The sequence below is a fragment of the Paenibacillus litoralis genome (assembly GCF_046244365.1).
Lineage (GTDB): Bacteria > Bacillota > Bacilli > Paenibacillales > NBRC-103111 > Paenibacillus_V.
Map to the genome: position 1 here is coordinate 1,581,324 of NZ_CP176395.1, position 23,231 is coordinate 1,604,554.

The 23,231-nt window shown below is 53.7% G+C and carries 21 protein-coding genes; 15 read left to right on the plus strand and 6 right to left on the minus strand.

All coding sequences use genetic code 11. The features are described from left to right. Positions 1-33: 33 nt before the first annotated feature. On the minus strand, positions 34-504 hold the full coding sequence (locus ACKGJP_RS06680) for a hypothetical protein (RefSeq protein WP_409344890.1): 471 nt from the start codon (positions 502-504) through the stop codon (positions 34-36). Positions 505-710: 206 nt separating this feature from the next. Here ACKGJP_RS06680 and ACKGJP_RS06685 point away from each other — a divergent pair, with 206 nt between their 5' ends. From ACKGJP_RS06685 to aroF, 7 genes are all read left to right on the plus strand, one after another. After that, positions 711-1,124, plus strand: a complete 414-nt coding sequence (locus tag ACKGJP_RS06685) for a YugN family protein (RefSeq protein ID WP_409344891.1) — start codon at positions 711-713, stop codon at positions 1,122-1,124. A gap of 183 nt (positions 1,125-1,307) precedes the next feature. Beyond that, positions 1,308-2,906, plus strand: a complete 1,599-nt coding sequence (locus ACKGJP_RS06690) for a S1C family serine protease (RefSeq protein ID WP_409344892.1) — start codon at positions 1,308-1,310, stop codon at positions 2,904-2,906. A 213-nt stretch (positions 2,907-3,119) separates the two neighbouring features. Then, on the plus strand, positions 3,120-3,812 hold the full coding sequence (locus tag ACKGJP_RS06695; protein ID WP_409344893.1) for a response regulator transcription factor: 693 nt from the start codon (positions 3,120-3,122) through the stop codon (positions 3,810-3,812). Position 3,813: 1 nt separating this feature from the next. Beyond that, entirely contained in the window at positions 3,814-5,292 is a 1,479-nt protein-coding gene (locus ACKGJP_RS06700) for a sensor histidine kinase (protein WP_409344894.1), read from the plus strand. A 46-nt stretch (positions 5,293-5,338) separates the two neighbouring features. Continuing rightward, positions 5,339-6,283: a 4-hydroxy-3-methylbut-2-enyl diphosphate reductase gene (locus ACKGJP_RS06705; protein ID WP_409344895.1), complete on the plus strand. Its 945-nt coding sequence runs from the start codon at positions 5,339-5,341 to the stop codon at positions 6,281-6,283. Positions 6,284-6,409: 126 nt separating this feature from the next. Beyond that, complete coding sequence (locus ACKGJP_RS06710; RefSeq protein WP_409344896.1) at positions 6,410-7,003, plus strand: DUF2062 domain-containing protein; 594 nt, start codon at positions 6,410-6,412, stop codon at positions 7,001-7,003. Positions 7,004-7,173: 170 nt separating this feature from the next. Next, entirely contained in the window at positions 7,174-8,232 is a 1,059-nt protein-coding gene (gene aroF / locus ACKGJP_RS06715; protein ID WP_409344897.1) for a 3-deoxy-7-phosphoheptulonate synthase, read from the plus strand. 40 nt (positions 8,233-8,272) lie between these two features. On the opposite strand, the gene ACKGJP_RS06720 is transcribed toward aroF, so the two are convergent. Beyond that, a complete protein-coding gene (locus ACKGJP_RS06720; RefSeq protein ID WP_409344898.1) occupies positions 8,273-9,436 on the minus strand; it encodes an endospore germination permease in 1,164 nt (387 codons plus the stop codon). Between the two features lie 105 nt (positions 9,437-9,541). On the opposite strand from ACKGJP_RS06720, the gene ACKGJP_RS06725 reads away from it, so the two are divergent. From ACKGJP_RS06725 to ACKGJP_RS06740, 4 genes are read left to right on the plus strand one after another with little or no spacing between them, the layout of a single operon-like run. Next, on the plus strand, positions 9,542-11,134 hold the full coding sequence (locus ACKGJP_RS06725; RefSeq protein ID WP_409344899.1) for a spore germination protein: 1,593 nt from the start codon (positions 9,542-9,544) through the stop codon (positions 11,132-11,134). Positions 11,135-11,193: 59 nt separating this feature from the next. Beyond that, positions 11,194-12,396 (plus strand): Ger(x)C family spore germination protein, encoded by a 1,203-nt coding sequence (locus tag ACKGJP_RS06730; RefSeq protein ID WP_409344900.1) that lies wholly within the window; start codon positions 11,194-11,196, stop codon positions 12,394-12,396. Positions 12,397-12,402: 6 nt separating this feature from the next. Continuing rightward, a complete protein-coding gene (locus ACKGJP_RS06735) occupies positions 12,403-12,636 on the plus strand; it encodes a hypothetical protein (protein ID WP_409344901.1) in 234 nt (77 codons plus the stop codon). After that, positions 12,633-13,742, plus strand: a complete 1,110-nt coding sequence (locus tag ACKGJP_RS06740) for an endospore germination permease (RefSeq protein WP_409344902.1) — start codon at positions 12,633-12,635, stop codon at positions 13,740-13,742. The genes ACKGJP_RS06735 and ACKGJP_RS06740 overlap by 4 nt, the downstream gene beginning before the upstream one ends. A gap of 81 nt (positions 13,743-13,823) precedes the next feature. Here ACKGJP_RS06740 and ACKGJP_RS06745 read toward each other — a convergent pair whose 3' ends face one another. After that, positions 13,824-15,338, minus strand: coding sequence for a HEAT repeat domain-containing protein (locus ACKGJP_RS06745; RefSeq protein ID WP_409344903.1), 1,515 nt, complete (start codon positions 15,336-15,338; stop codon positions 13,824-13,826). 340 nt (positions 15,339-15,678) lie between these two features. Here ACKGJP_RS06745 and glnA point away from each other — a divergent pair, with 340 nt between their 5' ends. From glnA to ACKGJP_RS06760, 3 genes are all read left to right on the plus strand, one after another. Continuing rightward, positions 15,679-17,103 (plus strand): type I glutamate--ammonia ligase, encoded by a 1,425-nt coding sequence (glnA, locus tag ACKGJP_RS06750; RefSeq protein ID WP_409344904.1) that lies wholly within the window; start codon positions 15,679-15,681, stop codon positions 17,101-17,103. Between the two features lie 258 nt (positions 17,104-17,361). After that, positions 17,362-17,637, plus strand: a complete 276-nt coding sequence (locus ACKGJP_RS06755) for a helix-turn-helix domain-containing protein (protein ID WP_409344905.1) — start codon at positions 17,362-17,364, stop codon at positions 17,635-17,637. A gap of 214 nt (positions 17,638-17,851) precedes the next feature. After that, positions 17,852-19,096 (plus strand): Gfo/Idh/MocA family protein, encoded by a 1,245-nt coding sequence (locus tag ACKGJP_RS06760; protein WP_409344906.1) that lies wholly within the window; start codon positions 17,852-17,854, stop codon positions 19,094-19,096. 296 nt (positions 19,097-19,392) lie between these two features. On the opposite strand, the gene thpR is transcribed toward ACKGJP_RS06760, so the two are convergent. From thpR to ACKGJP_RS06775, 3 genes are all read right to left on the minus strand, one after another. After that, the gene (thpR, locus tag ACKGJP_RS06765) at positions 19,393-20,097 is read right to left on the minus strand and encodes an RNA 2',3'-cyclic phosphodiesterase (RefSeq protein ID WP_409344907.1); all 705 of its coding nucleotides are present in this window, start codon (positions 20,095-20,097) and stop codon (positions 19,393-19,395) included. A 261-nt stretch (positions 20,098-20,358) separates the two neighbouring features. Beyond that, entirely contained in the window at positions 20,359-21,309 is a 951-nt protein-coding gene (locus ACKGJP_RS06770) for a glucosamine-6-phosphate isomerase (RefSeq protein WP_409344908.1), read from the minus strand. A gap of 39 nt (positions 21,310-21,348) precedes the next feature. Further along, on the minus strand, positions 21,349-22,059 hold the full coding sequence (locus ACKGJP_RS06775) for a PIG-L deacetylase family protein (protein ID WP_409344909.1): 711 nt from the start codon (positions 22,057-22,059) through the stop codon (positions 21,349-21,351). Positions 22,060-22,229: 170 nt separating this feature from the next. On the opposite strand from ACKGJP_RS06775, the gene ACKGJP_RS06780 reads away from it, so the two are divergent. Beyond that, the gene (locus tag ACKGJP_RS06780; RefSeq protein ID WP_409344910.1) at positions 22,230-23,123 is read left to right on the plus strand and encodes a helix-turn-helix domain-containing protein; all 894 of its coding nucleotides are present in this window, start codon (positions 22,230-22,232) and stop codon (positions 23,121-23,123) included. Positions 23,124-23,231 lie beyond the last annotated feature (108 nt).

A 23,231-nucleotide genomic window follows, 5' to 3' on the forward strand; every position in this document is an offset into this window, starting at 1 on the left:
TCTGAGTAAACGAGCCGTTCCCTTCTTGCCTTTTTAATCGAACAGTGCCTTTACATCGTATTTTTTCACGAAAGGCTTCAGCTTATGCTTGAACGTAAACAGCAGCGGCTTGCCGTCCGGAGCAAAAATGAGCAAGTACGGCTTGGCGTCCGGCTTTTCCAAAAAGACGAAAACGACGTTCGCCGGGCCTTTGAACCATTGGTTGTCGACCTGGATCGGCGGATTAAGCGGCACCTTCCATACGATGCCTTGCGCAGGATTGATGACTGCGTTCGAAACCAGACCGTCGATCGATTTGAGCCACTTCTCGGCTTCTTTGTATGCCTTTTTCTCCAGAGGAACTTGCTTCACGACTTTGCCCTGCTTGACGTCGAAAAATTCGACATCGTTCGGTCCTTTCGCTTGAGCGTGTGCCGGGAAGCTTCCCAGAACGGTTGCGGCGAGGAAGAGAAGCAGTAAAGAATAAACGATACGACGATGGCGGTTATCTCTTCGATGTCCCAAAAGGACACCTCCTTCGGTTTGGTTTTGAACTGTTCCTTGTGCAGCGCCGAATCGGGTTCCCGCAAAGTGCGCGGTAGCGGTGACGGTCATCTTCCCATTGTGGGGATGCTTTTAGCTTTCCCTTCGTTTGAATCGTTAGCATTGCCACATAAAAACATCCCGCTTGGTTCATCCTAGGGGAAAATGGCAAAGCAAGGAGAGATTCCATGATTCCGTTATCTTCAAAGCTGGAAAATGTAGAGGATGCATTCGTTAACGTTTATGCCTATTTGGGGGACGAACAATTTTCGCTAGGCGGCAACTGGGATTATGATCACGGTTTTTTTGACCGGAACCTGGACGAAGAGCAGAAAGTATGGCTACGGCTGCCTTTTCAAGTGACGCACGGCACGATGGAAGGGGAGAGCGATCAGTCCGACGCGGTCATTAAGTTCGGCCAGCCGTTCGTACTGAAGCATGTCTATAATGAAGGCTTGGACAATAGGGCCGAAGCGAAGGTGCTCGGAGCGCTAGTCGATCAATTTCAGAAACCGGTAGATTCGGACGCGGAAGTCGAACCGGGATGGGTCCGCCAAGCCGAAGATGTGCTTCGGGAAGTCGAAAAGGGGATGCTGCAATAACATTTTTGCAAAAAAGTCGCGATTTTAGCTCCATTTTAACGTTTTTTAAGGTTCATTTAAGGTTAGGCGTGCATGATAGGGACATGAACGATAGCCGCTTGCAAACGATCGGCTGACCCTACTGCCGGCGCCATGCAAACGGGCCTGACAATGACCGGGTCTTAAAATGGAGGAGGAATCATCATGGATCAAAACAAAAAAGATTATAGCGACTTTTTCAAAAATACGAACGATCCGCAGGATCGACATAATGAGCAAGAGCGTGACACGGATATCGAACCAAAGCAGGAGAAGCCGTCCTACTACTATTCCTACGGCCCCTATAAATCGTCGATGCACGAGGAAAAGCAGCCCGAACCGAGAGCTTCCTACCCGGCCGCTTCCGATGCCGGAAGCCAAGTGGAGATGACGCCTCCCCGGCCGATTCGTCCTTTCGGACTTCCGCAGGATCCGTCCTCGGTGCAGCAGCCTACGGCGTCGTGGACAATCAGCACTCCGCCGCGTAAAGGCAGCATGTTCAAATCCGGATTTGCCGCTTTTCTGGCAGGCGCAGTCGTAGTAGGATCGCTAATGTTCGCCTCGGACAAAATGAACTTGTTCAGCGGTGGAGGAGCAAGCGGCGTCATGACGTCGAACGGAAGCGGATCGGGCTCCGCTCCGGCTTCGTCGAATGCAGGCGGTACCAAGAACGTTGCGCTCGATATGGGGCGTCCCGACAATATTTCATCGATCGTTCAAAATGCGAGTCCGGCAGTCGTCAAAATCGAGACGTTCGTCAAAACCCAATCCCGCTCGCGTAGCGGAAGCTCGATCACGGACGACCCGTTCTTCCAATATTTCTTCGGCGACGGCGGCAAGCAGACGCAGCCTAAGTCGAATAGCGGCGGGACGGACAACAAACTGCAGGAAGCCGGCATGGGCTCGGGCTTCATCTTTCAGAAAGAAGGCTATATCCTGACGAATCAGCACGTGGTGGACGGCGCCGATGAAATTCAAGTGACCGTACAAGGCTACGATACCCCGTTCAAAGCGAAGCTGCTCGGCAACAGCTATGACCTTGACCTTGCGGTTCTCAAAATCGAAGGCAACAAAGAATTTCCGATCTTGCCGATGAGCAAGCAGGAAAGCGACGTTAACGTCGGCGACTGGGTCGTTGCGATCGGCAACCCGTACGGCTTCGATCATACGGTTACGGTCGGCGTACTAAGCGCCAAGGAACGTCCGATCAGCATTCCGGACAGCAAAGGAACGCGCGATTATCAGCACTTGCTGCAAACCGACGCATCGATCAATCCGGGCAACTCCGGCGGTCCGCTGCTTAATCTGAACGGCGAAGTGATCGGCATCAATACCGCCGTCAGCTCGCAGGCGCAGGGTATCGGATTCGCCATCCCGACCAAAACGGTGGAAGAAGTGCTCGACAAGCTGATCAAAAACGTAGAAATTCCGAAGACACCGGATCCGTACATCGGCATTACGATGGGCGAAATCGACCAATCGTACTTGAAAGACCTGAAGATCGATTCGACGGACGGCGTTCTCGTCGCGAATGTGGACCTCGGCGGTCCGGCCTACAAAGCGGGTCTCCGCAGCTACGACGTCATCCAATCGATCAACGGCACCGCGGTGAAAAATCCGACGGAGCTGAAAACGAAGGTGCAATCGTTCAAAGTGGGCGATAAAATCACGCTCGGCGTCGTCCGCGACGGCAAGAAGCTGGACCTCGAGGTGACGATCGGCAACCGCAACGATGTGCAGCAGCAGCAGCAAAAAACGCAGTGATCGTTCGGCTGCAACCAGCCGTCATGGGAAGAAGCAGTCAACTCGGCTGCTTCTTTCTTTATGGTATGGGGCTCAATAGGCTCGTCTAGTTGAAGGAGAATCGGCAAACAAAACGAGTGGAGCTTCACCGGAAGGTATTTTATCGGTATTGCGAGACATTTTTTGCTAAAATAGAAGGACAGGCCCTATAAACCATGAAGGATGTGAACGGCATTGCGGGAAAAAATATTGGTGGTAGACGATGACGATAAAATCATTTCGATGCTGCGCCGCAGCCTCGCTTTTGAAGGATATACGGTATTTACGGCGGACAATGGTCAGGAAGGGCTTAAACAGGTGCTGGAGCAGGAGCCCGATTTGATCGTGCTTGACGTTATGATGCCGAAGGTCGACGGCTGGGAAGTCGTGCGGCGGCTGCGCGAAGGCGGAGCGGATACGCCGGTCCTGATGCTGACGGCCAAAGACGAAGTCGGGGACCGGGTGAAGGGGCTCGATCTTGGTGCGGACGATTATTTGGTCAAGCCGTTCGCGCTTGAGGAACTGCTGGCGCGCGTGCGCGTCCTCCTGCGGCGCAAAGCGCAGCGCTCCGAGCAGGCGGCGAGCAATCGGGTTTCTTACGAGGACATCGTCATGGATCTCGATACGCGGGAGGTGTTCCGGAGCGAGAAGCGGGTGGAGCTGACGACGAAGGAATTCGACTTGCTGCATTTGTTTCTGCAAAACCCGAAGCGGGTGCTTTCGCGCGACCTGATTATGGAAAAAATATGGGGTTACGATTACAGCGGCGAATCGAACGTGCTTGAGGTGTACATCGCTCTCATCCGCCAAAAGACGGAGGAATACGGCGGCAAACGCATCATTCAAACGGTGCGCGGCGCGGGATATGTGCTGAGGGGTGATTCATAGCATGTCCATCCGGTTACGGCTGACTTTATGGTATTCGGGCCTTCTTGCGGTAACGCTGCTCGTATTCGGCATCGTTCTGTACGGAGCCCTGAACGTCATGCTGTACAGCAACCAGAGAGATCAAATGAAGAAAATCAGCGATGAAATTCGGCAAAAAATTACGGTTAGCGGGATTACGGTAAACGGTCAGACCCAATACATTGTCAACGGGCTGAACCGTCTCGACCAATTCCGGTATTCCGGCTATTTCGTTCAGGTTTCGGATCAAAACGGCTCTATCGTTAAAAAGATGATCGAATATGAATTCTCGACCGAAGGCGCCGTAAAAGCAGCCCAAAAAGGCCAAGCGCTTGCAGAAAGAATGAAGGTCGAGAACGAATCCATCTACATGTACAATATGCCTTATCCGTTCTCCGATAAACAGAACAACAAGGAAATAACGGTCGTTCTGCAGGTAGCCACTATCGTCAATAATATTGACAATCAGATGAGAATTCTCATGTACGTGCTTGCCGTGCTCTTCTTGATCACGCTTCTGATCGCCGTCACTTTCGGGCTGTTTCTCGCAAGGCAGGCTCTTAGGCCGATCGATACGATTATATCGGCCACCGCCCAAATCGAGAACGGCGCCGATCTCGGCAAGCGCGTCGACTACCACGGCCCGCCGGATGAAATCGGCAAGCTCACTTCTACGATCAACAGCATGCTGGACCGTATCCAGCTGATGTACAACGAGCTGGAGGAGTCGAACCGGACGCAGCGGAGGTTCGTATCCGACGCTTCGCATGAGCTCCGCACGCCGCTTACGACGATTCGAGGCAATGTCGACCTGCTCGAAAAAATGTGGAGACAGCAAGAGAACGCCGCCGCCCAGCTCAGCGACCAGGACAAGCTGGACATGTCGCTTGAAGCGATGCAGGATATTGCCGGAGAAGCGTCGCGTATGAGCCGGCTTGTCAACGACTTGCTTTCGCTTGCCCGGGCCGACGCCGGTTTGCAGTTCGCCAAAGAAACGCTGCCGATGCTGCCGATCGTCGAAACGGTCGTACGCAAAGCAGGCATGCTGCCGAAGTCCGTCGATTTTATCGTCGGTGATTTATCGTCTCTCGAAGGCGCTGCGGTGAACGGCAGCCGTGACTATTTGCAGCAGCTTCTCTTTATTTTCATAGAGAATGCATTCAAGTACACGAAGGAAGGTTATGTCCGCATCGATGCGCTGAAAGGAGCCGACCAGATCGGCATCCGGATCAGCGATACCGGGATCGGAATGGATAAAGAGGAAGTGCCGCATATATTCGAACGCTTCTACCGCGCCGACAAATCCCGGGGACAAACGTCAGGTACGGGGCTCGGCCTTTCCATCGCCAAATGGATCATCGACGAGCACGGGGGCTCGATCGAGGTCGCCACGCGCAAAGACGAAGGAACGACGTTCGTCGTCTGGCTTCCGACGAGTCGCTTTCCCGCGATTATGGAATAAGGTATAATGATGAAAGTACGATTAATTCGTAACGGGGAGGACAGACATGGAAGTCATCAAAATATCACCGCGAGGCTACTGCTATGGGGTTGTCGATGCGATGGCGCTGGCGATGCAGACGGCTAAAAATATTAACCTGCCCCGGCCGGTATATATATTAGGCATGATCGTTCATAATGCGCATGTGACGCAGTTTTTTGAGGAAGAAGGCATCATTACGCTCGACGGGGAAAACCGCCTCGACATTATAGATCAAGTGGATAAAGGCACCGTTATTTTTACCGCTCACGGCGTGTCGCCGGAAGTGCGCAAACGCGCAAGGGACAAAGGCCTGACCGTTGTCGACGCTACATGCCCCGATGTGACTCGGACGCACGATCTCATTCGCGAGAAGGTGGCGGAAGGTTATTATATTATTTATATCGGGAAGAAGGGGCATCCCGAACCCGAAGGCGCTATCGGCATTGCGCCGGATCATGTGCGGCTGATCGAGAGGCTCGAGGAGATCGAGAGCCTGGAGCTGGACACAGAGCGTATTATTATTACGAACCAGACGACGATGAGCCAATGGGACATCCGCCATATTATGAACGCCCTGATCGCCAAATTTCCTACGGCGGAAATCCATAACGAGATTTGCCTGGCTACGCAGGTGCGCCAGGAAGCGGTCGCCGAGCAAGGAAGACAAGCGGATTTGGTGCTTGTGGTCGGCGATCCGCGCAGCAACAACTCCAACCGCCTGGCGCAAGTGTCGGAGCAGATTGCCGGCGTGAGAGCTTACCGGATCGCCGACATCGGCGAGCTTCAGCTGGAATGGCTTAAAGGAATCCGCAAAGTAGCCGTCACCTCGGGAGCATCGACGCCGACGCCGATCACGAAGGAACTGATTACGTTCCTGGAGCAGTACGACCCTGCCGACGAAAACACTTGGGAGATTAAGCGAACCATCAATATGAAGAAGCTGATCCCTTCCGCCAAACAAAAGAGTTGACCCGAATCGGCCCGTTTTCGCCCTACCCTCGCCGCAAAATGCCCGAAGGCAGGTAACGTGACGAGGGTATTCCCGTCGACACTACAAGAACGATTTTGCTATATGCCAGAGGATGGGGTAAGCGATATGGAAAAGCAGCCGAATGAACGCACGGAAGCACGGGCAATGGGCAGCGGCGGGGCGCTTGCCAAAGCGGACAAATCAAAACGCAGGACGCTTCACGTCCGCATAGCGGGCACGCGCCGCTGGTTTAAATTCAAATATTTGATGCTGCTGCGGGCTAAAGGCGGTCCGGCTAAGGTGGCGAAAGGCTTTAGCATCGGGCTGTGGGCGGAAATGTTCACTTTGCCGACTGCCGGCCTTGCCGCGCTGCTGATTTTACCTGTGGTTTATTTAATGCGGGCAAGTCTTCCCGGCGCTTTGATCGGTTTCTTGTTCGGTAAAATCATCTACATTCCCATGTCGTTCCTCAACATGAAGGTTGGAAAATGGCTTGTCCCTAAACATTTCGGAGACTACCTGTATTTTCTGCCCGATAAAGTCGAAAAAATCGTCAAAGGGGCGTTTCAGCTTATTGTCGGAGGGATGGTCGTCGGCGCGGTTCTCGGCGTTGTGGCATATTTCCCGTTGAAATGGCTGCTTGAAGCCTTTACCGCAAGACGCAAAGAAAGACGCAAACGGCGGAAAGCGCAGTTAGTGACGAACGAAAGCAACACATAGAGTAATGGGGAGGCGCCGGCTGAGCGAAATCAGGTGGCGTTTTTTTCCGTTTACAGGCCTCTTGACGGTATGTGCCTTTTCCTGTATAGTTGCTTTAACGATTAAAAGCGTATAAGCGTTGAAGCGAACAAGCGTCGAAGCGCGAATAATAAATCAGGGGAGAGATTATCATGATCGTAGTGACATCCAATAAAGTATCCGAAGAGCGTGTAGCGGAGATTGTACAATATATCGAGAAGCACGGCGTGCAAGCGCATATTTCGAAAGGGGTGGACCGGACGGTCATCGGCATCATCGGCAAGTTCGAACCGACTTTATCGGAACATTTGCGCCAAATGAACGGCGTGGAACAGGTGCTGAAAATCTCGAAGTCTTACAAGCTAGCAAGCCGCGACTTCCATCCGGACAATACGGTGATCAAAATCAAGGACGTGGAGATCGGCGGCGACCAACTGGTTATCATGGGAGGACCTTGCGCGGTGGAGTCGCCTGAGCAGATCGACGAGATCGCTCGCTTGGTCAAGAAGGCCGGCGGCCAAGTTCTGCGGGGCGGGGCGTTCAAACCGAGAACCGGGCCGTACAGCTTCCAGGGCATCGGCGTGGAAGGGCTTGCGATGATGGCCGAAGCGGGCAAGAAGCACGGTCTTCTGACGATTACCGAGGTCATGACGCCGGAATACGTCGATGTGTGTGCGGAGTACGCCGACATTTTGCAGGTCGGCACGCGGAATATGCAGAACTTCGATCTATTGCGCAAGCTGGGCACGATTCAGACGCCGGTTCTGCTGAAGAGAGGGTTCAGCTCCACTTACGACGAATTCCTGAACGCGGCGGAATACATTCTTGCGGGCGGCAATCCGAACGTGATGCTTTGCGAACGCGGTATCCGCACATTCGAAACGTACACGCGTAATACGCTGGACTTGGCGGCGATTCCGGTTCTTCAGGGACTCAGCCATCTGCCGGTTATTTCGGATCCGAGCCACGGCACCGGCCGCCGCGAGCTGGTGGAATCGATGTGCAAAGCGTCCGTCGCCGCCGGGGCTAACGGCCTGATCGTCGAGATGCATACCGATCCGGACAATTCGATGACGGGCGACGGCGTCCAGTCGCTCTTCCCGGATCAATTTGCCAACCTGCTGTCGGATCTCGAGAAGCTGGCGCCGCTATGCGGCAAACGTTTCGACACGCCGAAAGAAACGATTGAGCCGGGCTCTTGGAAAAAGTAAGAAGTAAGCGCGCCGCTCCGCATAACAATCCCGTTCTCCTTCAGGAGAGCGGGTTTTTGTTGTTTCCCCGATATTTCATAATGGCCGCTACAAGCAGAAATGCCGGCAGCGCTAAGCCCAAGCATATCGTGTAGCTCCACCACGTTTTCCAGATGATAAGGTTAAAATAGGCGACATTCGGAATGAAAACGAGCGAACCGACCACGACCATAACGGCAATCGGCAAGGTAAGCGGCTTGACGTCTTTCATGCCGAGCAGCTGCGATGTCCCGAATACGGCTGCATAGAAGCATACGAGAAGCTTGAAAAAGAGCGTAAAAAACCAGATGGAAGCCATGAACACTTCGATGCGCTCGAGGAAATGGCCGATGCTGATTTTCTTCGCCAAAACGTAAGAGGTAAAGATGTTGAGTACCGTCAAACCCGGTCCGAGCACCAGAATGCAGAGAGAAATCGTTATCGCCAGAACCGTGCTGCCAATCAGCATGCCCGTTCGGTACGCGCCGCCGTTTCCTTTGCTGCCGCGGACGTGGGGGAACAGCATCATCAAGATGAAAGATTCGAAGTAATACCCCATCAGCTCCAAGGATCCCCGTATAACGGGATTCCATCCGTTTTTTAACACGGGCTGCATGCGGCGGAAATCGATTTGCGGAGCAAGGAAGAGCACCAGCAAAACAAACAGGAAGATGACCCAAGGGAATATCGTTTCGGCGGCTCGCGCGACCGTAACGATGCCGAAACGGACGCCGATCACGACGGCCAGGAGAAAGAGGATCAGAAACGATTGGATCGGCGTTTCGAGCATAATGTGGGTGGCCATAAAGTCCCCTACCTGCCATAGCACGATCCCGGAATCCACATAGTAAAAAAGTACGAGAACGATCCCCGCAAACGTACCGAGCCAGGAACCGAAGAGCCGGCGGCATATGTCCACAGGCGTCATGCCGGGGAACCGTTTGCCGAGCGCACTGTAGAGGGATACCGCACAAAGTCCGACAGCCATGGCCAATAACGCCGACAGCCAAGCGTCTTGTCTGCTTTCGAAGGCTACATTGGCCGGTACATAAAGAATGGTATCGCCGATGACGAAGAGTGCGGCAAGCATAATAAACTGCCGAGTTGAAATCGTACCGTTTTGCAGCTGAAGCTCCTCCCTCTCATTCTTATGGGTCCGTATCCATTCATGGCTCGATATTCCCACCTCTCAATTTTTTTCCAAAACCGGCTCAGTTATTCCGTTCGCATAATTTGGATGATCGGGGAAAAACTGAGAGGAAGACATTTCGATCGGAGCTGAAGGATCCGTATGCGTTCGTTTCTCCACAAATTGCTGGGCAAGCCTGCGGCATCCGCCAATCCGTCAACCTCGCCCAATCGGCCCCATGCAGCCGCGAGCAGGCCGTTAAGCCGGACGCTCGCGGAAAATATCGCATATATTCGGGAGAATCTTGGCCGCAGCGGCGATCTGACCGTCAGGGAATTCCAAGCGAGCCCGGTGCGGGAGGTCCGGGCCGCGCTGATTTATATGGAGGGGCTGGCCGATAAAGATACGATTCTAGTCCTGCTGGAGTCGCTTCTTATGCGAGTCGCCGGCGGTTTGGAACCGCAGCTAGGCGGAGAGAACGACATAGAAGCCATTTTGGGGCAGCTACCGATAACCAGCGTATCGTACCGAACCGACATCAATGCGATTCTCGACGCCCTTTTATCGGGGAATACCGTTTTTTTGCTTGACGGCTCGCTCGAGGCGGCGGCAATCGGCACGCGGGGAGGGGAACGTCGAAGCGTCTCCGAACCGACCGCGCAATCTGTCGTTCGGGGTCCGCAAGAAGGGTTCACCGAAGACATTCAGACGAATGTCGCCATGGTCAGAAGAAAAATCAAGGATTCGAAGCTGTGGATGGAGACGAGAACGATCGGCCGGGTTACGAAAACGGCTGTGACGATCATGCATATCGAAGGGATCGCAAAAGCGGACCTTCTGAACGAATTGCGGGCCAGACTGGATCGGATCGATATCGACGGCATTCTGGAAAGCAACTATATCGAGGAATTGATCCAAGATTCGACCTTCAGCGTCTTTCCGACCGTTAACAACACGGAGCGTCCCGATGTGGCGGCCGCCGCTCTGCTGGAGGGTAGGGTGGCCATCTTTGTGGACGGAACGCCTTTTGTGCTGCTCGTTCCCGCCTTGTTTACCCAATTCCTGCAAGCTCCCGAGGACTATTATCATCGTTCCGATTTCGGGCTGCTCCGGCTGCTTCGGTATGTAGCTTTGCTGATTTCCTTGCTTGCCCCGTCGCTGTATATCGCACTCACAACCTATCATCAAGAAATGCTGCCTACGACGCTATTGATCAGCTTGGCCGCTCAACGCGAAGGAATCCCGTTTCCGGCTTTTATCGAAGCCTTGATTATGGAAGTGACCTTCGAGTTGCTGCGCGAAGCCGGCATACGCATGCCGAAAGCGATCGGGCCTGCGATTTCCATCGTAGGAGCACTCGTGCTCGGGCAAGCGTCCGTGGAGGCGGGACTTGTTTCTCCGGCCATGGTTATCGTCGTTTCGATTACCGCGATAGCCGGATTTATATTTCCAAGCTTCGAGCTTGGGATTTCGATCAGGATGCTTCGCTTCGCCTTTATGGTGATCGCCGCGTCATTCGGCTTTTTTGGCATTATCGTGGGGATGATCTTGCTCGTGCTTCATATGTGCCACCTGGAATCATTCGGTACTCCGTTCTTGGCTCCGATTGCGCCGATGCGTCTTTCCGATCAGAAGGATACGATTGTCCGCCTTCCTTGGCGGTATATGTATACGCGTCCGAAGATCGTTCAGGAGAACAACGAGACCCGGCAATCCGGGGCTTCGGCAGGTCCGCGGGAAGATCCGCAAGCATAATCGCTTACGGCCGCGGGAATTTAACACAGCGTCAGATCGACAAAGGGGCGATGAACAACATGCGCAAGCTTGCGGTATTGGCCGTCGTCATGGCACTTGGGACGATGCTGTTGGCCGGTTGCTGGAGCCGGAGGGAATTGAACGATATTTCGATTGCGGTAGGCGTAGGGGTCGACAAGCGGGACGGGCAGTACGAGGTTTCCGTGCAAGTCGTCAACCCCCAGGAAATCGCCGCCAAGAGAGGGACGCAGTTCGCACCGGTTACGATGTATCAGGAAACGGGACAAACGATCATGGGAACCTTCCGGCGCATGACGACCCATTCGCCTCGCAAAATTTATTTGGCCCATTTGCGCATCATGGTCATCAGCGAACAATTGGCTAGAGAAGGAATCAAGCCGATTCTCGATTTTTTTTCCAGAGACCATGAATTGCGCACCGATTTTTACGTCGTCGTGGCCAAAAACAATCGTGTAGATCGTGTACTGGCCGTTTTGAGATTGTTGGAAAAAATTCCGGCTACCAATTTGTATAAAATATTGGAAAACTCGGAAAAGTTTTGGTCTCCAACTTCCGGCGTTTTTTTGGACCAGCTGATTTCCGATATGATTACGCCGGGCAGATCGCCGGTGTTATCCGGAGTCGAGGTGGAAGGCGACATCAAGGAGAGTGATAGCCTCTCCAATCTGGACAAAACTCTCGGAAACGCTTTTCTCAAATATTCTTCGATCGGCGTTTTTCGCAAAGACAAGCTGATCGGATGGTTAAACGAAGAGGAGAGCAGAGCATTTAACTTTATCCAGAACAAAGTAAAGCGGAGTGTCGGTGAAATCGCTTGCCCGGGAGGCGGGAAACTGGCCTTGGAACTCATTCGGTCGAAAACGACGATTAAAGCGGTAATGAAGAACGGAAAGCCGGAGATCGAAATCGCGATCCGTTCCGAAGGAAACGTGGCGGAAGTGCAGTGCGACATCGACCTGACCAAGCTCGAAACGATTGCACAGCTTGAGCGGCTCAGCAATCAAAAACTGAAAGCGATGATCGATAAAACGGTACACAGGGTGCAAAAGGAGTACAAAGCGGATATATTCGGCTTCGGAGAAACGATCAACCGCTCTCATCCAAACGTCTGGAAAGAGCATGAATCCGATTGGGAGGAGGCGTTTGCGGCACTGCCGGTCCACGTGAAGGTCGATTTTAAAATTCGACGGACCGGAACGCAGACAAATTCCTATCAGACGGAGATGGACAAAAAGGAGTGACGCGTCATGTTGGCCGTAATTGGTGTGTTGGCGGCGATCGCCCTGCTGACCCTATTCGAATTCCCGTCGCTGGTGCGGCAAAAAAGAAAGAAGGACGCGGCCGTGTTTGCCGTATTCATGGCGGTTGCAGCGGCATTCGGAATCGCCAAGAGCTTGCGGATGCCCGTTCCGAATCCGCTTGAATGGATCAGGTACGTATTCGAACCGGTCGGCGAATACGTATTCGGGTGGCTGCCATGAGCAAGCCCTCCGTAACCGTGCGCCAGTTCACGTTGCTTGTTGCGTTATTCACCATCGGCAGCTCCATCTTGTTCGTGCCGCTTGGCGCAATCCAATCCGCCAAGCAAGATGCATGGATCTCGATTTTGGCGGGAATGGGAGGAAGCTTGGCCGTCATTTGGCTGTATGCGGCTTTGGCTCGTGCCGAACCGCGCCTGACGTTTGTCGAGATGGCCCGCAAGCGTCTTGGCCCGTGGCTGGGTACGGCCGTTTCGCTTCTGTTCATCTTCGTTTCGTTTGCCGGCGGCGCGTGTTCGAATCTTTTTTATGTTGGCAGCTTCGTTGCGACGCAAATCATGCCGGAAACGCCGATCGTCGCCTTGAACTGCCTTTTTGCGGTTGCGGTGGTGGCAGGCTTGCGCCTCGGTCTTGGTACGCTGGCCCGCTCGACGGAGGTTCTGTTTATCTTTTTTGCCGTTTTGTTCGTATTGATGGTCTTGTTCGTTATCCCCGAGATGAAGGGTGCGAAGCTCCGGCCCGTTATGGTGTCGGGCTTCTTGCCGATCGTAAAGGGAGTATTGTCTTATATGAGCTATTCCTCGTTTCCGGTCATTGTGATGCTGATGGTTATCCCGTCGACGGCGATGGAGCCTAAGCGAGTCTGGAAAGCATTTTGGCAGGGGAACCTGCTCGGCGGCATGTTTTTATTCACGTTGACCGTGGTTTGCATCTCGGTGCTGGGCGCGGAGATGACGGGGCAACTGTCTTATCCGAACTATGTGCTCGCGCAAAAAATCAATATCGGCAGCTTCATAACCCGCATCGAGGTGTTCATGGCTACGATCTGGATGATTTCCCTGTTTATCAAGCTCAATCTGTATTTTTATGCGTCTCTGAAAGGGCTCGGGCAACTGCTTAGGCTGCGCGATGACAGCATTCTGATTTATCCCCTCGGCGTTCTTATGGTCGTATGGTCATTGATCATTTATCCCGATACCGTCTATCAGGCGAAGTGGGATGAAAACACGTGGCCTCCCGCTATTTTCACAGTGGGCTTGATTGTTCCGCTGATTGTCCTGATTTCGTCGGCTTTGGCCAAAAAAAAGGCGGGGATGCGGCCGGGATAGCGGTCTCTTAGTTAAAAGAAAAAAACATCCATCCGGCGGCATCTGCTGCGGATGGATGTTTGGCGTTAGAGAACGGCGGCATTACGGATAAAACGTGCTTGCCGGCGTCGTCGTCGGGCACCAGCGGGCGGAGCGCAGGAAGTCCAACAGCGCTTCCGACGATTTCGGCGTGCCGATGTAGTAGAGTGCTTCGGCGGCATGCGCGCGAACGTAACGGTTGTCGTCCTCCAGCGCTTCGATCAGCTGCGGAATTGCGGCTTCCGCTCTGGAGCCCAGCTTGCAAAGCGACAGGCCGGTCATGAACCGTACTTGCGCGTCTTCGTCCTTTAAGCATTTGCCTAGCGCGACGACCGAATCGATACCCGGGTCGCCGATTGTTCCTAGCGCTTCCACGGCGACGCGGCGAATCGCCTCGGACGGACCGTCCAGCAGACGAATAAGGGCAGGCAAGGCGGACGACGCTTTGCTTTGCAATTCACCAAGCGCGAACACGGCGAGCGCAACGGTTTGCTCGTTTTCACTTTGCAGCGCTTCGGTCAAGCCTGCGACTGCTTGCTCGCCTGCGACGGACAGGCCGTAAGCCGCCGTGCGCGCAACGTGCTTGGAGTCGTGGCGCAACGCTTGGAGCAGCGCCGATACGCCGGCTTCGCCCATGCGGGCCAATCCGTAGGCGGCGTTGAGCGCTGCAGGCTCGAACGGCTCCTCCAGCACGGCGGCAAGCGCCGGTACCGCTCCGGCGGCTGCGGCTTTACCGCCAAGCAAGGCCAATTGGTCGGCCGCTTTTGCTTTGGCTTGCTCATCTCCGCTGCGAAGCTGTTCAAGAAGCGCCGCCGTGTCGCCCGTTTCCGCCGTGTATACGGCATGCTCGGATGCCTCGCGGCCGGACAGCCAGTTCCATGAATCCCGCCAAAGCGCCTCATGCGGCACAATCGGCGTACTGAAGGCGGCAGGCGTGACCCATTCGGACTCCCGGTTGTCCCATGTCGGGGCTGCCGGCGTTTGCGTGCGCATGAATTCGAACTTCAGCATATAACGGTCGAGGCCGGCGGTGTTGGCGGTGGAACGGTGCCAAATGTCGTAATGGATGAGGGCGAATGTGCCTGCCGCTCCTTTGGCGGTCGCTTCGCCTTCGGCTTCGTCGGATTTGAACGTGCGCGATTCGTAGTATTGCGTGCCCGGCATGACGCCTGTCGGTCCGAGTTCTTGCGGCGTGTCCTGTGGGAAGTACATGATCATCGCCCACCACGGCCGGATGTTGCGTGTGCGGTTGTAGCCCCAGTAGCTGTCTTTATGCCAGCCGCCCGGTTTCGGCGAATTGTTATAGTGCCCGTGACGATGCGCATGGAGCATGTAGTCCGGACCGAGAACGCTTGTCAATGCGCCTTTCACAACCGGGTGATCGAACACTTTTTGCAGCTCGCGGACACGCGGCAGCAGGTTGTTGCCGGGATTGCCCTCTTTCTGATAGACGTGATTCAATTTTTCCAGCAGCTCATCGTGGAACGCTTTCGAGAAGTCGGTATTTAGAATAAGAAATCCTTCGGTGATGAAACGTCTCATTTGCTCGTCGGTCAATAAACGAAGCGTGTTTTCCATCTTAATTCCTCCAAACATGTTTTGGTTGGATGAAGCTGCTCATTGCTGAACTTACTTCTAATTATAGGGAGAGCGGAGGAAAGTGAAATGAAGGAAACTAACTATGATTTGCACAAAACTAATCTCTATTTTTGGGGTTAAGGTTGTCAAATACAACAAAAAGGTTATAATGCCATAAATTGGTCATAAAATGTCAACATACCTCACATGAGAGTAAAAAATAGCTGACATAAGTATTGACGCCTCTATAACGGACGGATTATAATAAGCTCAAGATAAACAAAACTTGAACAATGATCGTCGAAAGCACGGTGAATGTTCGGAATTAGGAGGAATTATCATGTCTGCACAACACGTATTGAACTTAATCAAGGAAAAAAGCATCGAGTGGGTAGATTTCCGTTTTGTCGATTTGCTGGGCAAAGCGCATCATATTTCCGTACCGGCTGTAGAAGTCGACGAGAGCACGTTCGTTAACGGGGTAGCATTCGACGGATCCTCGATTACAGGCTTCAAAGGTATTGAAGAATCCGACATGGTTATGATGCCGGACACCGAATCCGTATACGTAGACGCCTTCACGCAACATCCGACATTGATCGTTATGTGTAACATCTATACGCCGGACGGCGAACGCTACGACCGCGATCCGCGGGGCATCGCTCAAAAAGCGGAAGAATATATGCAACAAGCAGGCGTAGGTACGGCAGCTTACTTCGCTCCTGAATCCGAATTTTTCATCTTCGACGAAGTTCGTTACGAAACGGGCATCAACAAATCGTACTTCGAAGTCGATTCCGAAGAAGCGTTCTGGAACTCGGGACGTAAAGAAGAAGGCGGCAACCTCGGTTTCAAAGTCGGCCACAAAGGCGGCTATGTTCCGGTTGCTCCGACCGACACGCAGCAAGACATTCGCAGCGAAATGTGCCGCTTGATGATGGAAGCGGGCCTGCGCATCGAGCGTCATCACCACGAAGTGGCGACTGCCGGCCAAGGCGAAATCAACTTCCGTTTCGACACGCTGACGAAAACAGCCGACAACCTGATGAAATACAAATACATCATTCACAACGTAGCTCGCCAGTGGGGCAAAGTGGCAACCTTCATGCCGAAGCCGCTGTTCGGCGACAACGGTAGCGGAATGCACGTTCACTCCTCGATCTTCAACGGCGACGAGCCATTGTTCTACGAAAAAGGCGGTTACGCGAACCTGAGCGAATTGGCTTTGCACTACATCGGCGGTATTTTGTACCACGCTCCGGCCCTGATCGCGATCACGAACCCGAGCACGAACTCCTTCAAACGTCTGGTTCCAGGCTATGAAGCGCCGGTCAACCTCGTGTTCTCCAAAGGCAACCGTTCCGCAGCCGTTCGTATTCCGGTTGCAGCCGTAACGCCTAAAGGCTGCCGCATCGAGTTCCGTACGCCGGACTCCACGGCTAACCCGTACCTCGCGTTCGCTGCCATGCTGATGGCAGGACTTGACGGTATCAAGAAAAAAATCGATCCGCGCAATTTGGGCTACGGGCCGTTCGACAAGAACATCTATGAGCTGTCCCCAGCCGAGCTTTCCGAAATCCGCAGCGTGCCGGCAAGCCTTGACGAAGCGCTTGACGCCCTGCAAGCGGATAGCGAGTTCTTGACTGAAGGCGGCGTGTTCACACCTGACTTCATCAGCAATTATATCGATATTAAGCGTTCCGAAGCTAAAGCGGTATCGATCCGTATTCATCCGCACGAGTATTCGCTTTACTTTGACTGTTAATTGCGCCTCGCATCCAACGTTGTATGCGAACCTCCAGGCCTCCTGGAGGTTTTTTTTGAAAATCTCAGAGGATATGGCTTCGCTGATTGTTCCATTTACCGGTAAACGTGCGGCCTTTGGAGTTGCCGTAAGGCGTTTATCCTTGTTGAATACCGATCAGATAGGTTGTCTGTCACTTGTCCGCACGGATATTTCGACGCGAAACGGATTCTGTCATCAAAGGACGGCGAAGCCGGTTCCGGTTGGGAGGAGAAGCAGTTGATTAATTGGAGTGAAGCAGGTGCATTGCCGAATGAAGCAAGCGAGAATGCGGAGATTACCCCGCAGCTGGCAGCCAAAATCGTAGCCCGCCGTCACGAGCTTGGGTTGACGCAAGCGCAGCTTGCCGAACGCGCAGGCTTGAAGCAAGCCGCGATCGCAAGGCTGGAAAGAAGCGGTGTCATCCCGCGGATCGATACGCTCCAAACGGTGGCGAGGGCGATGGGCTTAAGGCTGGATCTTGTAACGGATGACCATTCGGCTGCTGCCATGTAACCCATGCAGGGCGGACGACGCTTAGCGTTGTCCGCTCTTTTTTGCGTCCAATCTCATATGTCTGTTCCCGTTTCAGCTCGACCGGCAAAGTGGCGTTTTTAAGGATATCAAGAAATGTTTATTTCTCGTTCGGAAGGTTTAAGCTATGATGGAATAGTGTCTTATAAGGAAGAAACAAGCTAACATCCGCGGAAATCAGAAAGGAAGGAAATCGATGGAACCAAGGCAGAAGATTGTAAAATTGGGTGTGATCGGGCTCGGAGGGCGCGGTAGAGGGCTTCTTTCGCTTCTTCTGGAGATGGAGGATGTGGAAATAACGGCTGTCTGCGATCTATATGAGGAGCGGCTGCAGTTGGGAATGGAGCTGGTCGCTCAATCGGGCCGGCCCGCAGCGGAAGCGTATGGAGATTATAAAAAGCTTCTCGCCCGCGAGGATCTGCAAGGCGTCATTATCGCGACGACGTGGATTACGCATGCCGAGATCGCTATTGCGGCTATGAAAGCGGGCAAATACGCCGGTATCGAAGTGGGCGGGGCGGCATCCTTGGAGGAATGCTGGGATCTGGTCCGCACTTCGGAGCAGACCGGAGTGCCTTGCATGCTGCTCGAGAACTGCTGTTACGGCCGCGAAGAGCTCGCGGTGATGAATATGGTGAAGCAAGGGCTGCTGGGCGAGCTGATCCACTGCCAGTGCGGCTACGAGCATGATTTGCGCGACGAAGTGGCGCTTGGCGAACAAAATAAGCATAACCGCTACCGCAATTATTTGCACCGCAATGGCGAGCTTTATCCGATACACGGACTGGGTCCAGTCTCGAAGACATTGAATATCAACAGGGGCAATAGACTCGTGTCCTTGACTTCGATGGCTTCGAAAGCCCGCGGGCTCAAGCAGTGGGCGGCGGAGCAATTCGGAGAGAACGATCCGCTCGCGAAGACGGAATTCGCCCAAGGCGATATCGTAACGACGATGATCAAGTGCGCAGGCGGCGAAACGATACATATTATTCACGACACGACCCTGCCTCGGCCATATTCGAGAGCGGGAAGAGTGCAGGGGACCAAAGGGCTCTGGATGGAAGACAACAACTCGGTTCATATCGAAGGCAGAAGTCCCGCGCATACGTGGGAGTCTTTCGATCCGTACCGCGAGGAGTACGAGCATCCGATCTGGAAAGAGTACTTGAATATGGGGGTTCGCGGCGGGCATGGCGGGATGGATTATTTGGTGCTCCGCTCCTTTGCGGAAAGCGTGATGAACGGGACGCAAACGCCGATAGACGTATACGATACGGCCGTATGGATGGCGATTACGGTATTGTCGGAGGAATCGGTCGCGCTCGGAAGCGCGCCGGTCAGCATACCGGATTTCACCAAAGGCAAATGGATCAGCCGGGAAGAGGCTCCCGTAAGCCGCTATTCGCTGGATGCGATCCGTGACGAGCTGTTTAACCGGTAAAATGCCGCCTTGTTGCGGCATCGCGGCGCAGTTTGTCTCGGCACCGGAAGATCCGGTTCGGCGAAGAGTGAATCTTCGCAAAGTTTTCTTTTGTTTAACGTGCCCGAAACAGGTATAATCATAGGTGGCTTTCGAAAAACTGTCGATCGACTCGGCAGTTTTTTGTTTGAGTGAAACGACTCCTAGGGGTATGGGAAAGGAAATTGCGCCAAAATGAAAAGTAAAGTTTTTATCGTCGTTATGCTTGTTATGCTTGCGATCGCCATGGTTTCTTATACGATTTCCATAGTCCGGAACTACGGGAAAACGAAGCCGCCCGGACAGGAAGCGTCTTCAACGGAGTATGCTTTGAATGATGCGGCCGGTACGGGGGCGGTTTGATTAAGAGGGAAGGTTTCGACGATCTCGTACATCGGTGTTTTGCCGAGATGGCTTACATACAGCACAACATCGGAAGCCTGCCAAGCGAGCGGGCTTTTTGGCGTTTCTATCGACGGTTCAATGTCACGCCGTTCGACCGTCCGCGAAAGCGCGATCGCGTCCTCTTGCCGTGCCAATTCGTCCCGTTCGAGCGGATCCGTTCCGGCATACCGGCGGGCGAGACTGATATGAGGCTTGTAGGCCTTCTCCTCGGCGGCATATCCGGCTTTGGCCAGGGAGATATCGACGGCTTGCTGAAGCTTATGCAGCGCGGACTTGTCTCCCTGCACGCCCGCCCATAAAATTTTCGGAGCGGCCGGAGGCCCGAATGCGCCGAGGCCTTCGAGCGAAAGCGGGAAGGGACGGACGGCTCGAGCCGCCTCGCGCAGCGCGTCCGTAAGCTTGGCGGCTTGCTGCGGCGGAGTGTCGCCCAGAAATTTTAGCGTAATGTGATAGTCGTCGCGGTGAACCCATTTCTGAAATGACAGCCGTGAGCGAAGCGCCTCGCATTTCTCCTGCAAAGCGCGTTTCGTCGTATCCGGTAGCGGCAGCGCGACGAATAAACGTAACATGTCCGGCATAGGAAAGCCTCCTTAAGTAGTTTGCTCCGCAAAGCGAAGTGCCTAGCCAAGCTAATCGTTCATGAGATTGATAGGAACAACAATGAGATAGTGTTGCCCTTGCGAATCGCGAATATTCGGCGGAATGCGAAAAAGCCGCCTATCGAGTCCTTGCGGATTCCTAGGCGGCTATGAATCGATGCTCGTTAAGTAGTTGCTTTTATTGCAGGATGACGCGGAAACATGCCGCCCCTTCGTTGCAAGTGACGTCTCGGATGAAATTCAATTGATTTCCGCAGACAAAGGTCCGGCCAGCTCGTTTAAATAGAACAGTTTGCCGGGGAGAGTCGGCATGAAGGTGGAAGGCAGCCACATATCCGGCCCGTGCCGAAGCGTCGTCCACAATGAAAGTCCCTGCCACTGCATGCCGCGGCCCAGCACGCCGTCGCAGCCGCCGATGATGCGGTCGGATCGGAGAAACAAACCCGGCCCGATCGTATTCGCGTAACAAGGTACCAGCGTCGTCCGGCTCTTGAAGCTCGTAATCGCGTTCTGCTCGACCGTCAGCGGATGCAGCTTCGCGCCGATGCGGCAAGCCTGCTCGCGCCACTGCGCTTCATTCTCGTATTCCTCGGCGAAATGCGGCTCCCAGAAGGCGATATGCAGCATTCGGCCGATGCCGAACACGGTGATCAGCTCCGCTCCCTCCGCTTGGAGCGCAGCGATTTTCTCCGAATAGGTCGGGAGATTGTCTTTGGTGGCAAAATTGCGCTGATTAGCGGGGACGGTAAGCGGTCCGAGCGGACCGTAAAACGCTTGTTCCATGGCATACTGGAACGAGCCGGGATTGTCGGACGGCAGCGTTCTTCCTTCGCTGTCGCTCCATTCGTCCATATTGAAGCCGTGCACATGGGAACAATCGACTTGCCATTGCTGCAGAAAATAAACCGCCCATTTGTACATGCCCATCGGCCCGGCAGGCAAAATGATCGCGAGCTTACGTCCCGCTTCCTTCGCGCCGCGGATTTGCAAAGCGATTTCGTGCCCCATCTTCATATCGAACTCCGGCACCAGCTCGCAGGCGACGGTCTCGAATCGGGGGTGCCAGAAAGACTGCCGCTCGCTTATCGTCTGGGGATCGTTTGCGCAGCAGGCATCGATTTTGCCCAAGTCCCAGCCTCGGGGATAAAATCCTTCCAGCATCGAACCGCCGACCGTTTGCATAAAATTCATCGACCAGTCACTCCTTCTATATAGGCTTTCGACTGCCTGCTAAGGCAGCAGCCGTTCTGTCGTCAATCTCGGCCATGCTTGGCACTGTTTGAATCCTTCGGCATAAGGCTTGCCGCATTGCAGGCCGCGGAACTTGGAGACGGTGCGCACGAAGTCGAGAAAATCGATGCCGTCATGCTCGCGAAGCCATTTGATCTGGCTTTGGTGACAATCGTTCATGCGAATTTTCAGGTCCATGAAGGCTGAAATGTCGACGTATTCGGTCGGCAGGAAGCCGACGCCGGCCAGCGTGTCCATATAAAAAATCGGCGGAACCTTGCCGTAAGAAGGAGAGCTTCCTTCCGCTTCATAATGAGGCACCGAAGCCGCAAAGCTGGCGTCGAATACGGCCTTCGACACTTCCATATGATCCTTCATGTAATCTTCCGGCGGATGCGTAATGATATAGTCGGGCTTCGTGTCGCGGATAACGCCGGCAAGCTTGCGGACGAGCTCGTCATGGTCGCATTTGACCGTCAGATCGGGGATATCGAGACTGATAACCGACGCCCCGATCAGCTTCCCTGCTTCCGCCGCTTCTTGTTTCCGAATCGCTCTCAATTGATCCGGCGGTATGACCGCATGGCCTTTATTGCCGTTCGCCACATGAACCATGGTCACATGATGGCCCTGGGAAGCAAGCTTCGCCAGCGTCCCGCCGCAGCCGATCTCCAGATCGTCGGGATGGCAGCCGACAGCCAGTACATTCATCTTGATCCCCTCCCAATCTTGTACCGGAATTCGCCGCCCGGCACGAATCAAATTTTATTTCCTGTCTTGTGAAGATTGTATTTCAAACCGCCCCGTTTTTCTTTATCATAGAATCCATATCCTTTATCATAACGTCCATGATTGATTCGATAGGAGGCCCGGTCGACGCGATGGCCATGATCCGTTTTCCCAAAACGAAGCTTGCCGAATATCTCACGGTGAAACAAATCGTCTCTTTGCATTATTTTGAATTTTCCAAGGATTTTATTTTTGACGGAGAGAAGCATAACTTCTGGGAGTTCGTTTACGTGGACAAGGGCGAAGTGCAAGTGATCGCGGACAAGGAGATTTATTTGCTGAAGCAAGGGGACATTATTTTTCATAAACCGAACGAGTACCACAACGTATGGGCCAACAAGAAGATCGCGCCGAACGTGATCATCATCTCCTTCGTTTGCCGTTCGCCAGGCATCCGCTTCTTCGAGAACAAAATTTTTTCGCTCAACGCCGACAATCAGCAGCTGCTCGTGCAGATGCTCAAGAACGGCTTTGCCGCTTTCTTCCCTCCGTTCGACGACCCGCGCAACCATACGCTGCGGAGACGGCCCGACGCTCCCGCGGCGGCGGAGCAGCTGCTGCGCATCCATCTGGAGCTGCTGCTCATCCGCTTGCTTGGATACGCCGGCAGTTCCGTCAGCAGCCATCGGCTATCGGGTGCCGCCAAGGAACAAAGCGACAACGACTGCGTGAAACAGATGTGCGCTTTCATGGAACAACACGTCTATCAAAATTTGAGCATCGAGCGGCTCTGCCAGGCGTTTACTATTAGCAGAAGCTACGCTTTTGCGATCTTCAAGGAGAAGACCGGCCAAAGCGTGATGCAGTATTTTCGTACGCTGAAGATCGATCGGGCGAAACGTTTGATCCGGGAGGAGCGGCACAATATCACGGAAATAGCGGAGCTTCTGCAATACAGCAGCGTCCACAGTTTTTCCAGGCAATTCAAATCCGTTGTCGACATGTCGCCCACCGAGTACGCAAGAACGGTCAAAGCCAAGATGTAACGGGAGCGCAGCTTGTCCGGATCGAAACGTTTTGGGAGCAGCTGTACATGCTTGTGTCACAGGTTGGCCGATTTTTGGACAAAAGAGACAAAATAACGCTTTAATCGC

Excerpts from the sequence above, each read along its gene's own strand:
- ACKGJP_RS06685 (WP_409344891.1), top strand. The coding sequence starts at position 711 with ATGATTCCGTTATCTTCAAAGCTGGAAAATGTAGAGGATGCATTCGTT.
- ACKGJP_RS06690 (WP_409344892.1), top strand. The coding sequence starts at position 1,308 with ATGGATCAAAACAAAAAAGATTATAGCGACTTTTTCAAAAATACGAAC.
- ACKGJP_RS06700 (WP_409344894.1), top strand. The coding sequence starts at position 3,814 with ATGTCCATCCGGTTACGGCTGACTTTATGGTATTCGGGCCTTCTTGCG.
- ACKGJP_RS06705 (WP_409344895.1), top strand. The coding sequence starts at position 5,339 with ATGGAAGTCATCAAAATATCACCGCGAGGCTACTGCTATGGGGTTGTC.
- ACKGJP_RS06710 (WP_409344896.1), top strand. The coding sequence starts at position 6,410 with ATGGAAAAGCAGCCGAATGAACGCACGGAAGCACGGGCAATGGGCAGC.
- aroF (WP_409344897.1), top strand. The coding sequence starts at position 7,174 with ATGATCGTAGTGACATCCAATAAAGTATCCGAAGAGCGTGTAGCGGAG.
- ACKGJP_RS06725 (WP_409344899.1), top strand. The coding sequence starts at position 9,542 with ATGCGTTCGTTTCTCCACAAATTGCTGGGCAAGCCTGCGGCATCCGCC.
- ACKGJP_RS06730 (WP_409344900.1), top strand. The coding sequence starts at position 11,194 with ATGCGCAAGCTTGCGGTATTGGCCGTCGTCATGGCACTTGGGACGATG.
- ACKGJP_RS06735 (WP_409344901.1), top strand. The coding sequence starts at position 12,403 with ATGTTGGCCGTAATTGGTGTGTTGGCGGCGATCGCCCTGCTGACCCTA.
- ACKGJP_RS06740 (WP_409344902.1), top strand. The coding sequence starts at position 12,633 with ATGAGCAAGCCCTCCGTAACCGTGCGCCAGTTCACGTTGCTTGTTGCG.
- ACKGJP_RS06745 (WP_409344903.1), bottom strand. The coding sequence starts at position 15,338 with ATGGAAAACACGCTTCGTTTATTGACCGACGAGCAAATGAGACGTTTC.
- glnA (WP_409344904.1), top strand. The coding sequence starts at position 15,679 with ATGTCTGCACAACACGTATTGAACTTAATCAAGGAAAAAAGCATCGAG.
- ACKGJP_RS06760 (WP_409344906.1), top strand. The coding sequence starts at position 17,852 with ATGGAACCAAGGCAGAAGATTGTAAAATTGGGTGTGATCGGGCTCGGA.
- thpR (WP_409344907.1), bottom strand. The coding sequence starts at position 20,097 with ATGCCGGACATGTTACGTTTATTCGTCGCGCTGCCGCTACCGGATACG.
- ACKGJP_RS06770 (WP_409344908.1), bottom strand. The coding sequence starts at position 21,309 with ATGAATTTTATGCAAACGGTCGGCGGTTCGATGCTGGAAGGATTTTAT.
- ACKGJP_RS06775 (WP_409344909.1), bottom strand. The coding sequence starts at position 22,059 with ATGAATGTACTGGCTGTCGGCTGCCATCCCGACGATCTGGAGATCGGC.
- ACKGJP_RS06780 (WP_409344910.1), top strand. The coding sequence starts at position 22,230 with ATGGCCATGATCCGTTTTCCCAAAACGAAGCTTGCCGAATATCTCACG.